This is a genomic window from Mesorhizobium sp. M7A.F.Ca.CA.004.12.1.1, from assembly GCF_003997835.1.
Taxonomy (GTDB): Bacteria; Pseudomonadota; Alphaproteobacteria; order Rhizobiales; family Rhizobiaceae; genus Mesorhizobium.
Genome location: NZ_RZRK01000087.1, coordinates 1 through 12,032 on the forward strand (window position 1 = coordinate 1; position 12,032 = coordinate 12,032).

Annotated in this window: 14 protein-coding genes, 1 tRNA gene and 1 pseudogene; 10 read left to right on the plus strand and 6 right to left on the minus strand. The window is 63.1% G+C overall.

From position 1 onward, the window contains the following. Positions 1-196 (plus strand): annotated as a pseudogene (locus tag EN984_RS07040) (hypothetical protein); the annotation flags it as partial. Here the strand turns inward: EN984_RS07040 and EN984_RS07045 are convergent. Beyond that, positions 176-724, minus strand: a complete 549-nt coding sequence (locus tag EN984_RS07045; protein ID WP_127271137.1) for an MgtC/SapB family protein — start codon at positions 722-724, stop codon at positions 176-178. The pseudogene EN984_RS07040 and the gene EN984_RS07045 overlap by 21 nt on opposite strands. Positions 725-865: 141 nt before the next feature. After that, entirely contained in the window at positions 866-1,921 is a 1,056-nt protein-coding gene (locus EN984_RS07050) for a PAS domain S-box protein (RefSeq protein ID WP_127269200.1), read from the minus strand. 186 nt (positions 1,922-2,107) lie between these two features. Between EN984_RS07050 and EN984_RS07055 the strand changes: the two genes are divergently transcribed. The 5 genes from EN984_RS07055 to EN984_RS07080 all read left to right on the plus strand — a co-directional run bounded on the left by EN984_RS07055 (position 2,108) and on the right by EN984_RS07080 (position 4,330). After that, positions 2,108-2,590: a pyridoxamine 5'-phosphate oxidase family protein gene (locus EN984_RS07055; RefSeq protein WP_127269199.1), complete on the plus strand. Its 483-nt coding sequence runs from the start codon at positions 2,108-2,110 to the stop codon at positions 2,588-2,590. A 381-nt stretch (positions 2,591-2,971) separates the two neighbouring features. Then, positions 2,972-3,265 (plus strand): hypothetical protein, encoded by a 294-nt coding sequence (locus EN984_RS07060; RefSeq protein WP_127269198.1) that lies wholly within the window; start codon positions 2,972-2,974, stop codon positions 3,263-3,265. An 84-nt stretch (positions 3,266-3,349) separates the two neighbouring features. Further along, positions 3,350-3,423, plus strand: a tRNA-Gln gene (locus EN984_RS07065). A 318-nt stretch (positions 3,424-3,741) separates the two neighbouring features. Continuing rightward, positions 3,742-3,927 carry a hypothetical protein gene (locus tag EN984_RS07075; RefSeq protein ID WP_127269197.1) on the plus strand — a complete coding sequence of 62 codons (186 nt, stop codon included), beginning with the start codon at positions 3,742-3,744 and terminating at the stop codon, positions 3,925-3,927. A 196-nt stretch (positions 3,928-4,123) separates the two neighbouring features. After that, positions 4,124-4,330, plus strand: coding sequence for a hypothetical protein (locus EN984_RS07080; RefSeq protein ID WP_127269196.1), 207 nt, complete (start codon positions 4,124-4,126; stop codon positions 4,328-4,330). Between the two features lie 96 nt (positions 4,331-4,426). Here the strand turns inward: EN984_RS07080 and EN984_RS07085 are convergent, their stop codons facing one another. Continuing rightward, a complete protein-coding gene (locus EN984_RS07085; protein WP_127269195.1) occupies positions 4,427-4,669 on the minus strand; it encodes a hypothetical protein in 243 nt (80 codons plus the stop codon). A gap of 280 nt (positions 4,670-4,949) precedes the next feature. On the opposite strand from EN984_RS07085, the gene EN984_RS07090 reads away from it, so the two are divergent. Continuing rightward, positions 4,950-5,267: a hypothetical protein gene (locus EN984_RS07090; protein ID WP_127269194.1), complete on the plus strand. Its 318-nt coding sequence runs from the start codon at positions 4,950-4,952 to the stop codon at positions 5,265-5,267. Positions 5,268-5,370: 103 nt separating this feature from the next. Here the strand turns inward: EN984_RS07090 and EN984_RS07095 are convergent, their stop codons facing one another. Continuing rightward, entirely contained in the window at positions 5,371-6,240 is an 870-nt protein-coding gene (locus tag EN984_RS07095) for an NmrA/HSCARG family protein (protein ID WP_127271143.1), read from the minus strand. 103 nt (positions 6,241-6,343) lie between these two features. Between EN984_RS07095 and EN984_RS07100 the strand changes: the two genes are divergently transcribed. From EN984_RS07100 to EN984_RS07115, 3 genes are all read left to right on the plus strand, one after another. Next, positions 6,344-7,228, plus strand: coding sequence for a LysR family transcriptional regulator (locus EN984_RS07100; protein ID WP_127270566.1), 885 nt, complete (start codon positions 6,344-6,346; stop codon positions 7,226-7,228). Positions 7,229-7,652: 424 nt separating this feature from the next. Next, entirely contained in the window at positions 7,653-7,841 is a 189-nt protein-coding gene (locus tag EN984_RS07110) for a hypothetical protein (RefSeq protein ID WP_127270567.1), read from the plus strand. A 129-nt stretch (positions 7,842-7,970) separates the two neighbouring features. Then, on the plus strand, positions 7,971-8,972 hold the full coding sequence (locus EN984_RS07115) for an aldo/keto reductase (RefSeq protein WP_127270568.1): 1,002 nt from the start codon (positions 7,971-7,973) through the stop codon (positions 8,970-8,972). A gap of 101 nt (positions 8,973-9,073) precedes the next feature. On the opposite strand, the gene EN984_RS07120 is transcribed toward EN984_RS07115, so the two are convergent. After that, a complete protein-coding gene (locus EN984_RS07120; protein WP_127271145.1) occupies positions 9,074-9,721 on the minus strand; it encodes a glutathione S-transferase family protein in 648 nt (215 codons plus the stop codon). Positions 9,722-9,868: 147 nt separating this feature from the next. Further along, positions 9,869-11,854, minus strand: coding sequence for an AI-2E family transporter (locus EN984_RS07125; RefSeq protein ID WP_127271147.1), 1,986 nt, complete (start codon positions 11,852-11,854; stop codon positions 9,869-9,871). Between the last annotated feature and the right edge of the window lie 178 nt (positions 11,855-12,032).

A 12,032-nucleotide genomic window follows, 5' to 3' on the forward strand; every position in this document is an offset into this window, starting at 1 on the left:
ATGGTATGCCGGCGAAGGCGGGCCGCTGGCGCTGTGGCGCGGCTGGGCCGACGATGTGCGCGGCCAGGCGATGCCGGGCGGGCACTTCTTTCCCAAGGAGAACCCGGCGCGCACGGCCGATCTGCTGGCCGGCTTCTTCGGTGAAACCAGTCACGGCATCTCTCGGCGAACGGGATTACCTTCGCCCTCCCTTTGATCGGGCCGAGGCCCCCTCCTTCTCCGCCTTTGCCTGACTGCCTTCATCACCGGCGGCAAGGCCGGGCCCGCGTTCGAACCGGCGCAGAAAGCCGGCAACTATCAGCACGATCAGCGTGCCGAACCCGGCCACTTGCCAAAGACCCAGTCCGCAGGCGACGCCGATCGCGCCCGCCAGCCACATGCCGGCGCCGGTCGTCAGCCCATGCACCTCGCCGCGCGAAAACATGATCGAGCCGGCGGCGAGGAAAGCGACGCCGGCGGTCACCGCCTCGACCACCCGGATCGGATCGACCTTGACCGATTCCCCCGCGAACATCGGCGCGTGCACGATCTCGACCGTCAGGATGCCGAAGGTGGCGGCGGCGACGCAGACGAGGATATGCGTGCGAAGTCCGGCCGGGCGATTGCGCCATTCGCGTTCGAAACCGATGACCGCGCCATAGAGGGTGGCCAGCAACAGCCGCGCCGCGATGACCGGAAACGAGGTGTAGGTGGAATGGCCGAATTCCTCGACGAGCTGTTCCATGATGTCCCCTCCAAAAGCTTGACGCCACAACGCGGCCACCGGGTCGCGGTTCCTGAATCCACGGCCAGGTGCGGCAAGGATGCGGCCGCTTTTGAATACGCATCTGCCAAAGGGAGGTTGATGGAGCCAATCCTCAAGGCCTCAGGACGTTTCGGTTTCGGGCACGTCGGCGCCGAGCTGCGGAACGATGATCGAAGCCAGCGGCGCCGTCAGGGACCATTTGAGATGGCCCGGGCTGCGATCCAGCACCGCCAAGCCGTTCAGCGATTGCGGCGCGACCCGTTGCAGGACGACGGTGCCGAAACCCTTGCGCGTGCTTTCGTCCCGCCGCTCTCCCTCGCGCACCGGCATCGTCTCGTCCCAAACCAGATGAATTTCCCGCTTGTCAGAAACGCCTTCGACGATCCGCCAGGTGATCTCGAGCCGCCCGGCCTCGCTCGCCAGCGCGCCATATTTTGATGAGTTGGTGCCGAGCTCATGAAATGCCATGCCGAGATTCTGCACGGCGTTCGGCTGCAGGGTCAAAAGCGGCCCGGAGAGCGATACCCGCGCCTCGTGGCCGAACGGCTTGAGCTGCTCCTGGGCGAGGTCGAAGAGGCTGGCGCCGGCCCATTCCGAGTTCACCAGCAGATCGTGCGACCGCGACAGCGCCATGATGCGGGAGCGGATCAACTCCTCGAATTCACGCGGATCGGTCGAGCGTTTGCTGGTCTCCCTGATCATCGAGAGGATCACCGCGAACTGGTTCTTGACGCGATGGTTCACCTCGCGGAGCAAAAGCCTGATCCGGCGCTCGCTCTCCTTGCTGGCGGTGATGTCGCGGGCGATCTTCGAGGCGCCGATGATCTCGCCGGACGCGTTCCTGATCGGCGAAATGGTCAGCGACACGGCGATGAGGCCGCCATCCTTGCGCCGGCGGATCGTCTCGTAGCTGGCCAGCAGCTCGCCCCTGCGAACCCGGCTGATGATGTCGGTCTCTTCATCCTTGAGATGATCGGGGATGAGCATGAGCACGGAGCGGCCGACGGCCTCTTCGGCGGTGTAGCCGAACATGCGTTGCGCCGCCGCGTTCCAACTGGTGATGATGCTGTTCAGATCCTTGCTGACGATAGCGTCGAAGGACGAATCGACAATCGCCGCCAGCCGCGCATCGGCGGTGATGGCGATCAAGGCATCACGGCCCGCCAAATCTGTCACTGTCGACCCCTTCTCCCTCATGCGCGGATCGCGCGCATGGCCACCAATGCGCCGCGGTGCGTTTTGGTTGCAATCGCCTCCAACATTCCTCCCAGGAACAGTCCGGGCAGTTCATGTCCGGAACCTTGCGCGCCTGCGCGAGTTGCACCCGACACCCCCATGGACGGCTCAATAAGGAGGCACACAATGAGCGACGGCAACAGCGATCTCGACCGGGTCTGGAAACTGATGGACAGGATCGGCTTCTGTATGCTCGCCACTCGCGAAGGCGATGACATCCGCTCGCGACCGATGGCGGCGCATGTGGTGCGCGACGAAAACGCCGTCTACTTCCTCACCGATGTCGACAGTCACAAGGATGACGAGATCGAAGCCGAGCCCAATGTCGGTCTCGCCTTCGCCGATTCAGGCGGCCAGAAATATGTTTCCGTCAGCGGTCTGGCGGCGGTTTCGAACGACCGCGCCAAGATCAGGGAGTTGTGGTCGACCCCGGCCAAGGCCTGGTGGGACAGTGCCGATGATCCTTCGATCCGCGTGCTTAAGGTGACGCCGAAGGACGCCCAGTATTGGGACAGCCCCGGCACCGTGGTCAGCTATGTGAAGATGCTGGCCGCAACGGTCAGCGACAGCCGCCCGGAAATCGGTGACACCGGTAAGGTCAGGATGTAGCCGGACGGCGTTGAAAATCACGACATCAGTCAGATGTACGAATGCCGGCGGGTCGCATTTGACATATTGCTGGCGGCATACCGGCGCGGATCAGTCTGGCTTGGGAGGGTCAGGGGCATTCGGCACTGGATCGGCGTCAGTATCCCTTTGCGGACAGTCCTCATAGCTGTGGTCGCGCCCGCCGCAGAAAGAACAGCACATGGCCTCGCGGTCCCCGTTTCCGGGCCGCCATTGCGGGGTCTCGTAGGGCTTCCTCCCATCCATCCCCAGCAATGCGCGACGAACCATTTGGTTGCGCCGCCACAGACGGCCAGCCGGCGGTTGCGGAACCACCCGCCGGGATGCGAGTTTCGGCCGATACTTCCATTCGAGGGAATAGCCATGCCGATGCACCGAATTGCCTTGATGACGGCAGCGATCCTGCTGGCCGCGACCGGCCTTGCCGAAGCCAGGCCCGACACCCGCACGATGAGTTGCGACCAACTCCGGCAACTGCTCCAAAGCCATCATGCCGTGGTGCTGACCACCGGACCCAACACCTATGACCGCTATGTCAGGCAGTTCGGCAACGAATGCGACTGGCCGGAGGTGCCGATGTCGGCCTGTGTCCCGACCCGCGACGGCAGCTGCCCGGTCTACCGCTGCGAGGAACCTGTCACCAACTTTCCGGACTGACACCGCGCTTCCAATCGGCTTTGCCGCCCCCGTGCGTTGATCCCGGCGCGCGAACCGGCTAGGGGTGGGGCGCAACGTGCATTTTCCCGCTTCGTCTAATGGTAGGACAGCGCCCTTTGAAGGCGTGAATCGAGGTTCGAGCCCTTGAGCGGGAACCAGCAACCAAGCGTTCGGCTGTTCAAAAGCTGCGCGCAGGGCTGGCCAGCCGGCATCAGCGTATTAGCGAACGCTTGTATTTCGCCCCAAGCAGGATCATCATCCGGACCGTCAGTGGCTTCAAGGGGTGCAGCGCCATGGAACTGAGTTGCTTTGACGGGGGCGTCCTTGCATCGACGATGTCCCTGAACGTCACGGCGGTTTTCATAATATTGGCCGCATTTGCCGCATTTCGGCTGGTTGCAATGTCAGGCGAAGGTTCTGTCGACCAACTCCAGACGGCGTAGCCCGCGGAGAACCTTCCGTGCAGGAGAAGGCATATGGCCGTCCGAAAGGTGATAGCCGTGAAGGACTGGTCTTGCGGCATGAGCGACGAGCTCGGCCGCGTCGTCCTGACCATCAACCCGACCGAGGGTGAGCCCATCCTGGTTTTGATGACAATCTTCCAGGCGGCAAGGATAGCCGGGGAATTGCGGGCTCCGGAACTCGTCTCCATACCTCGGTGACGCAACGCCCCTGGGCAAATCGGATCAAGCTCGCCGGGGCAGCCCCAACGCCCTCCCCAGCGAGCTGTTGCTCCGTTACGATGAACGATGGAGCAATTACTGCTTTACGAATCCGGGCGCCGTTAAGTTGCATCCGGCTCCTGAAACCATTTCGCGGACCCTGCGTTGACCACCGGGCCGACACAGGAGACATCTCATGACCGTCAACTGCCGCTTATCGATCGACAACCGGCCGGAGGCCACGGACGCCGTTTTCCAGGCGGTTCCCCGGATCGGCGAAAGTGTTGCGCTGTCGATCGACGGAACCACGCAGGATCTGCGGGTATCGCGCGTCGTGCACGTCACCAATGGCAGCCTGGAAGGTGCCGCGATAATCGTCGAAGTGACGACCAATATCCTCTGAACCGAGAGTCTCGTCCCGGTACGCCAGCCGGCGCCGCGTCGCGGCAACCGCCGACCGGCCTGCGGGACCAGGGCGGCTCAGGCACGGTGAACCGCCCTACTCCTTGCCGCCGTCGGAAATGCCGTTGCCGCCGGCGGTTGGCAGGATGCCGAAGTCTTGCGACTTCGTCCCTTGCTCCGCCGTCAGGAAGCCATCCGAGGCAAGACCGCGCCGCAGCAATTCCCTCACGGCGGCCGAACGGCTCGGCATGCGCTTGTCGAAGCGCCAGTTTTCCAGCGCCGCCAGTTCGTCTGACGTCAGCATGATCTGCAACCGTTCCGGGCGTTCCAGTTCAGTCATCGCGCTTCCCTCGCTCAGCACCACAAATACGTAGAATGAGTATTCAACTCACTTACCGCATAATTAGGAAGCCGCTCCTAGCGCGTCAAGACCTCGCGATGGGTGAACTGCTTCTCATGCTCAAGATGAGTCTCATGGGTATTCGGCGTAAGGCGCACACTTGCATAACTATTGTAACTACCTGATTTGTTTAGATATTTTTTAATTCGTGACTTGCCAAGACGAAGCCTCTGCCGCATTGTGCAACCTCAACGAAAACCGGTCCCCTTGGGAGGTTTCGATGCGGTATGATTACTCGGCGCGACTACGCGATGACGTCCGTTCAGCAGTCCAGGTCGCCTTCAGGAAGACCGGCATCGTCAGCATCACGGCGGTGGCGGAGCATGTAAGGGTCAGGAATCTGGCCGAAAACGTCGCCCTCGAGGACGTCGAATACCTTGTCTTCCAGGCAGCCCAGCTGATTGGCGCGGCAATTGAATTCGACGGGCTCACCAATTTCGACGGCGTAGCTGGTCTGTTCGTGGATGGCCTCGGTGGCGACGATGGTGAGCGCGTCAACGCCCAACTCGACAGACCTGGTGAGGCCACCCTGCAGTAAGGCAATTCCGGCTGAACGCGCATTTGTCCCGTGCCAGTCAAGGCGGCCTCCTCAAAGGGCCGCCCTGCTGTTTCCGTACCTTGGTGATGACCAGAGCAGTTCCTCAGGCGGAGCCGGCGATTTGTGAGGCGAAGTCGCGATAGGGACGCAACGGGCGGCCGAGAAGCGCGGTCAGGCGCTCGACGTCGCCGGCCTCGGGCAGCATGCCGTCGGTCAGGAACCGTTCGCCCATCAAGCGCATATCGTACGCCATCCAGGCAGGCAGGAACTGCTTGAGATTCTGCTCGAAACCTTCGGTGTTGTCGCCGCCGTAGCTGATCGGGCGGGCGAGCACGTCGGACCAGATGGCCGCGATATCCGTTCCCGTCAGTGTCTGCGGACCGACGAGATTGATCCGCTCGAGCGCAAGCGGCTCTGCGGACCGTTCGCGACGCAGCAACTCGAGAGCGGCGATCTCGGCGATATCACGCACATCGATCATGGCGAGACCCTTGACGCCGATCGGCATCGTGTAGGTGCCGTAGCCGGTGATCACGTCTTCGATCATCAGGTCGTTCTGGATGAAATAGGCCGGACGCAGGATCGTAGCCTTGAAGCCCATCTGCTCGATCATTCGCTCGACGCCGAACTTGCCGGCGAAATGCGGCACGTTCACATAGACGTCGGCATGGATCACCGAGAGATAGACAATCCGCTCGATGCCCGCCGATCGGGCGACGTTCAAGGCGACCAAAGCCTGGGTGAATTCGTCCGGCACCACCGCGTTCAAGAGGAACAGGGTGGAAACACCGGACATGGCTTTGCGCAGCGAATCGACATCGAGGAAGTCGCCTTGCGCGACCGATACGCCCGCCGGGAAGCTGGCTTTCGACGGGTCGCGGACGAGAGCACGGACGTCGGCGCCGCGCTTGACGAGGTGCTCGACGACTTGGCGGCCAACATTGCCTGTGGCGCCGGTAACGAGGATGGTCATGGAATTTCTCCTGTTGGGTTGCTTGACAGGCCCAATATGTGTGGCTCACAAACATTCAAATAGGCGAAAATTTTAGACGTACCGTCTCACTGGTGGAACACTCATGGATCTTCTGGCCCTGACCGATTTCAACCTCGTTGCCCGCCATGGCGGTTTCGGCAAAGCGGCAAGGGCCACCGGCCGGCCCAAGGCAACGCTGTCCCGGCGGGTTGGAGACTTGGAGAGCAGCCTTGACCTGCGCCTGTTTGAACGGGGTGCGCGTAACCTGAAGCTCACCGAGGAAGGACGGGCGCTTTTCGAGCGGACGGGGGCGTTGCTTGCCGAACTGGACGAGACGGCCGCGGCGATCGCCTCGGGCGGTCAAAGACCCAAGGGCAGATTGCGTATCAGCGCGCCCCTGCTTTTTTCTCAGACCGCGATGGGGAGGATCGCCGCGGGATTTGCCCTCAAATTTCCGGAGGTGAGGCTGGAGGTCACGACGGAGGACCGGGCTGTGGACATGATCGAGGAAGGCTACGACCTGGTAATCCGGGTCAACCCGGATCCCGACGAAAGCCTGGTCGGACGGGCGTTTCTCCGCGACCGGCTGGTCGTCGTGGCGAGCCCTGACCTTCCTCGCACCGGTGGTCCGGCCCCTGGCGTTGCGCGCGGGACAGGCGAACGGCAAATATGGCACGTGAAGACAGAGGCTGGCCGGTCGGCGATAAAAATCGAGCCGGTCCTCGCTTTGGGAACGCTCATTATGGTGCGCGATGCGGTGCGAGCGGGGGTCGGGGCAGCACGTCTTCCCATTTCGTTGGTGGCCCACGATTTGGCTGACGGCACACTGGTGAATTGGGGAGACATTGACGGCCCTGAGATCGCTCTGTGGACGCTCTACCCGTCCCGGCGGCTGCTCAGCCCGCGCGTGTCGGCTTTCCTGGACTTTCTGAAACAGGCCTTCCCGAACGGGACGCCGGACGAACTGGCCGCCTATATCGGCAGGTGATGCCCGGCCGCTTTCAGCGCACTGGGAGCCTGGGCAGCGTCACGTCACCTGCCAGCCTGCTTGGCAGAACATGCCGCGACCTCCGATCCACTCCTCGACAGAACCCGGCAAACAGGCCGATCGCGCCGGCAGGCGCCGTTTCGCGAACGATTGTTTTCGGTGTGGAACAAACTGGGTGCATAGAGGTTTTGGCCTCGCCGCACTCAGGAGGACGTGGTGAAGGCTCTGCGCAGTCTCCTTGCCGAACTGTCATCCAACTGGCTCAGGCGCCGCAAGGCGCAAGCGTCCAACACCGCTGGGAATGCCAAAGCCACGCCCAGCGTTGCGCCGCAGGCGTCAAACCAGCGTGCCGCTCATAGGCCCAAGCCTCCGTCCACCCGCGATGTCGCCTCCAACATGTGAGCGAGCTGCAAAGGCCATCATGATGCTGAATCGCCTGACTACGGATCCACTTCTCCGCCTTTTCATCGGTATAATTGCCGGCACATTGGTTGGAGGCGGTGTCGGCGAAGTGGTCGGCAACCATATCACAGCCGATCTCCTTGTCGGCGCATCCGTGGGCGCTTTTGTCGGCGCCGCGATTGCCGGAGTGATCCTGGCCGTCGAAGAATAGCGCCGCCGCATGGTGAGCAGCCATGGGGCGGCCGCGTCGTCTTCAAGCCATCGACATGCGGCCGAACACCCTGTGGGAATTGAGCGATCGGCTGCTATAATTCCTGGACCTTCCCGGAGAACGCCTGCCATGACCCTGAAAACACGCAAGCTCGGCAGCCAGGGGCTGCAGGTCTCGGCCATCGGCCTCGGCTGCATGGGCATGAGCCAGTCCTACGGCCCGGCCGACGAGGCCGAATCCATCGCCACGCTGCACCGCGCCATCGAACTCGGCTGCACCTTCCTCGACACCGCCGAGGTCTATGGCCCGTATACCAACGAGGCATTGCTCGGCCGGGCGTTGAAGGGCAAGCGCGGCCAGGTGACGATCGCCACCAAATTCGGCTTCCGCATCGAAAACGGCAAGCAGGCTGGAACCGACAGCCGGCCCGAGCATATTCGTGAGGTCGTGGAAGCCTCGCTCGGCCGCCTCGGAACCGACCATATCGACCTGCTCTACCAGCACCGCGTCGACCCGGCGGTGCCGATGGAGGATGTCGCGGGCGCCGTCGGCGAACTCGTCGCGCAAGGCAAGGTGCGCTTCTTCGGCCTGTCGGAGGCCGGCGCGGCCAACATCCGCCGGGCGCATGCCGCGCACCCGGTGTCAGCGGTGCAGAGCGAGTATTCGCTGTGGGAGCGCAATCTGGAGCCGGAGATCATCCCGCTGCTTGGCGAACTCGGCATCGGCCTGGTGCCGTTCTCGCCGCTCGGCCGAGGTTTTCTCACCGGCCAGGTCAAGCGCGCGGAAGACTATCCCGACGGCGATTATCGCCGCAACGACCCGCGCTACCAGGGCGAAAACTACGGCGCCAATGTCGAGGCGGCCGCCAAGGTGAGCGACATCGCCGCTGCCCGCGGCGTCAAGCCCGGCCAGGTCGCGCTGGCATGGCTGCTGGCGAAGGGCGACGGCTTTGGCATCGACATCGTGCCGATCCCCGGCACCAAGCGCACAAAATACTTGGGAGAGAACGTCGCCGCCGCCGCGATCAAACTCGATGCCGCCGAGATGGCCGCGCTCGACGAAGCGCTTGCGCCGGGGAAAATCTCCGGCCCGCGCTACACCGAGCGGGGCATGGCGATGGTCGACCGGTAGGGGGCGCCGCCCGTCTCGCTCTGAGGGCAATGCTCTCGCTCAACTCTTCGGCGGCAGCTGATGTCAAATCGGCTGTCGGCTCGGCTTTATCAGCCAATGTTTCAGCTGGCCGGTGGAGCGTTGATCGCAAATTGCGCGGCGAAAGCCCTGATGTAAGCAGGCCGAGCTTCACCGCGCGCTACATATGCAGCAAGGTTTTGATATTCGTCCAAAATGCCCGACATTCTTAGTCGCAGCAGCACCGATACCATCAACAGATCGCCCGCGCTGAATGCATCGTCGAGCCACTCGGCGGCGTCCAGACGAGCCGAGAGCCTGTCGAGACAGGCGCGAACACGATCCTTCACCAATGGCAAACGCTCCTCGCTCCAGGGCTTGTCAGCTTCGAATATCTTTGCCGTCGTTAATTCGAGGATCGGCGGCTCGACTGTGTTAAGTGCGGCAAACATCCACGTGATCGCACGCGCGCGGGCATCGCGATCGCCGGGCAGCAGGCCCGCGTGCTGCTCGGCAAGGTGAAGGATGATCGAGCCGGTCTCGAACAGTGAGAGAGAACCCTCCTCGTAGGTGGGGATCTGGCCGAAGGGATGGAGGGCCAGATGGTCCGGCGCCTTCATCTGCGCGAAGGAAACAAACCGAACCTCATAAGGCAGCCCTACCTCTTCGAGCGCCCAGCGAACGCGCGTATCGCGCGCCAGTCCCTTGCCGCGATCGGGCGATCGCTCAAATGCCGTGATGGTGATTGTCATCGCATCGTTCCTGATTGGGCGAATTCTTCGGCTCCCTATCGTGAAGACGAATGGGCCTCCCGGAAATCGACATCGGTGTGAACTATTTTCCGCAATTCGTGCCTGGCTTGTCGACCCCGACATTGCCGAAAAAGGCAAAGGCAGGGCCTAATCCGCCGCTGCCGCCGTAACCTTCTTGGACGCGGCCCGCTGTCGCCGCATGCGCCGTTTGGCGACGAGCTTGAGAGCGACCGGCGGCTCGTTTGAGAGCGCGCCCAGCACGGCGTCGACCATGCCATGCGCCACGAAATCCGCGTTCAAGTCACGGGCCAGTTTGTCGGCCGTCTCCTTGTCCTCGCTGCCGGTCTCCGACCAGAACACGATTCCCACCCGAAGTGCGGCCTTGGCACGCTTCAGCCGGCGAACCAGAAAACGGGCGTGCTTGACGGAATCCCGGTTCAGGAATCCGACCACGACAGTGTCGACGGTTTCGAGCTCAAGGCGGCGAATGCTGGCGGGCTCCATATCCGCAAAGCCGGCTTTCGATACCGTCGCGCCCTGGACCTCCAGCACCTGCGCCAGCATCGCGGCGGCGGCGTCGTCGAGCTCGCCACGCCCACCGGCGCAAAGCACGGACATATCCGTTCCATCGGGCAGGTCGGTCTCGTCTTCCCCGTTGGGATCGCCATCGTCGCTCGCCTCTGCGGCCTCGGGCGGCGCCTCCTCCTCGCCTGCCTCCTCCTGCGCGCTGTCGTCGAGATTGGCCACCAGCACCAGGGCACTGGCCGCCACCTGCCGCCTTTGCAAATCGCCCATGACGCCGCGCACACGGTCTTGTTCGCCCAGCAAAAGCGCCGGAATGGCAACCTTGTCGTAGAATTCGACCAGATATTTCTCCTCCAGCATCTCCTCGGCATGGTCGGTGGCTTCTTCCGGATCGCCGGCCAGAAGCCGCTGGTACAGGCGCGCATGGGGTTCGAGCACGGGCTCGTTGCCGAACAGCACGTCGAGGAATTCAAACTGCGGCACGTGTCTGCCCAGCACCACCAGGCAGACGGTGAGCGGTGTCGACAGGATCAGCCCGAGCGGCCCCCAGAGCCACGTCCAGAAAATCGCCGCGACGATGATCGCCAGCGGCGACAGTCCTGTCCGCGAACCGTAGAGCCAGGGTTCGATGATATTGCCGGTGATCAGCTCCATCACTACGAACAGGGCGGCGGTCCACAGCACGAGCGACCAGCCCGGCGCAACGGCCAGCGCCAGGAACAGCGGCAAAAGCATGCCGATGATCGGGCCGATATAGGGAACGAAACGCAGCGCCAGCGCCAGCAGCCCCCACAGCAGCGCATTGGGAATACCGAGGGCCCAGAGCCCGATCGCAATCGGTACGGCGTAGACGATGTTGACGACCAATTGCATCAAGAGATAGCGGCCCACCCGCTTGGCGGCATCCTGAAGCGCCTCGGTGGTGCGGTGGAGGTCGCCGTAGCCGACAAGCCGGATGAAGCGGTCGCGCAGATCCTCCCGCTCGAGCAGCATGAAGATGACGACGACGATGATCAGTCCGGCCGACCCAAGCGGGCTGATCAGCGGCCCGACGATATTCTGCAGGACCTGGAGCGGCCTTTCTCGGGCGACGATCTCGACAGGCACCGGCTCACGCGCAGGCTTTTCCGGTGCGGCAGCCGGCAGCGTGGCGTCCTGCCTGTCGATCTCCTGGCCGACACGCTCGACCACCTGGCTCAATCTGGCAAGTATCCCGCCCCCGACCCCGGTTTCCTTGAGCGAGCGGATCTTGGTCAGGATGTTGGTCTGGTAGACCGGGATGTTCTGCGCCAGTTCGCTGACCTGCGTGGCGACGATGAAGGAGAACAGGCCAAGCGCCGCGAAAGCGCCGAGCACGCTGGCAATGACGGCGGCAATCCGGGGAATGCCGATTTTTTTAAGAGCTGAGACAAGCGGCGCCAATGCGAAGGTCAGCAGCAGCGCGATCGCGATCGGCAGGAAAACCTCGCGCCCGAAATACAGTGCGGCCACCGTCGTGACGATGGCCGCCACATTGGGCAAAGAGGTTCGCGGATGGGGCGCGGCTGCTGAAAGTGCGTCCCCTAGCCCGTCAGCCGGAGACGCCGTGCCGTTTCGACGATTGGCCACGTGATGCCTCCCCTGCCAAATGCCATGATCGGGCATATAGAGCGGACGTGCAACTTTAGCCAACGATGAAATACGCCTCGCTCACAGGCAATGATCCGGGCCGCATCGGCCGCTCTCGACCGATCGGATCAGCGCGCCGCATGCCTGGCCAGCGCGTGCTCGATCAGCACGTCAATGG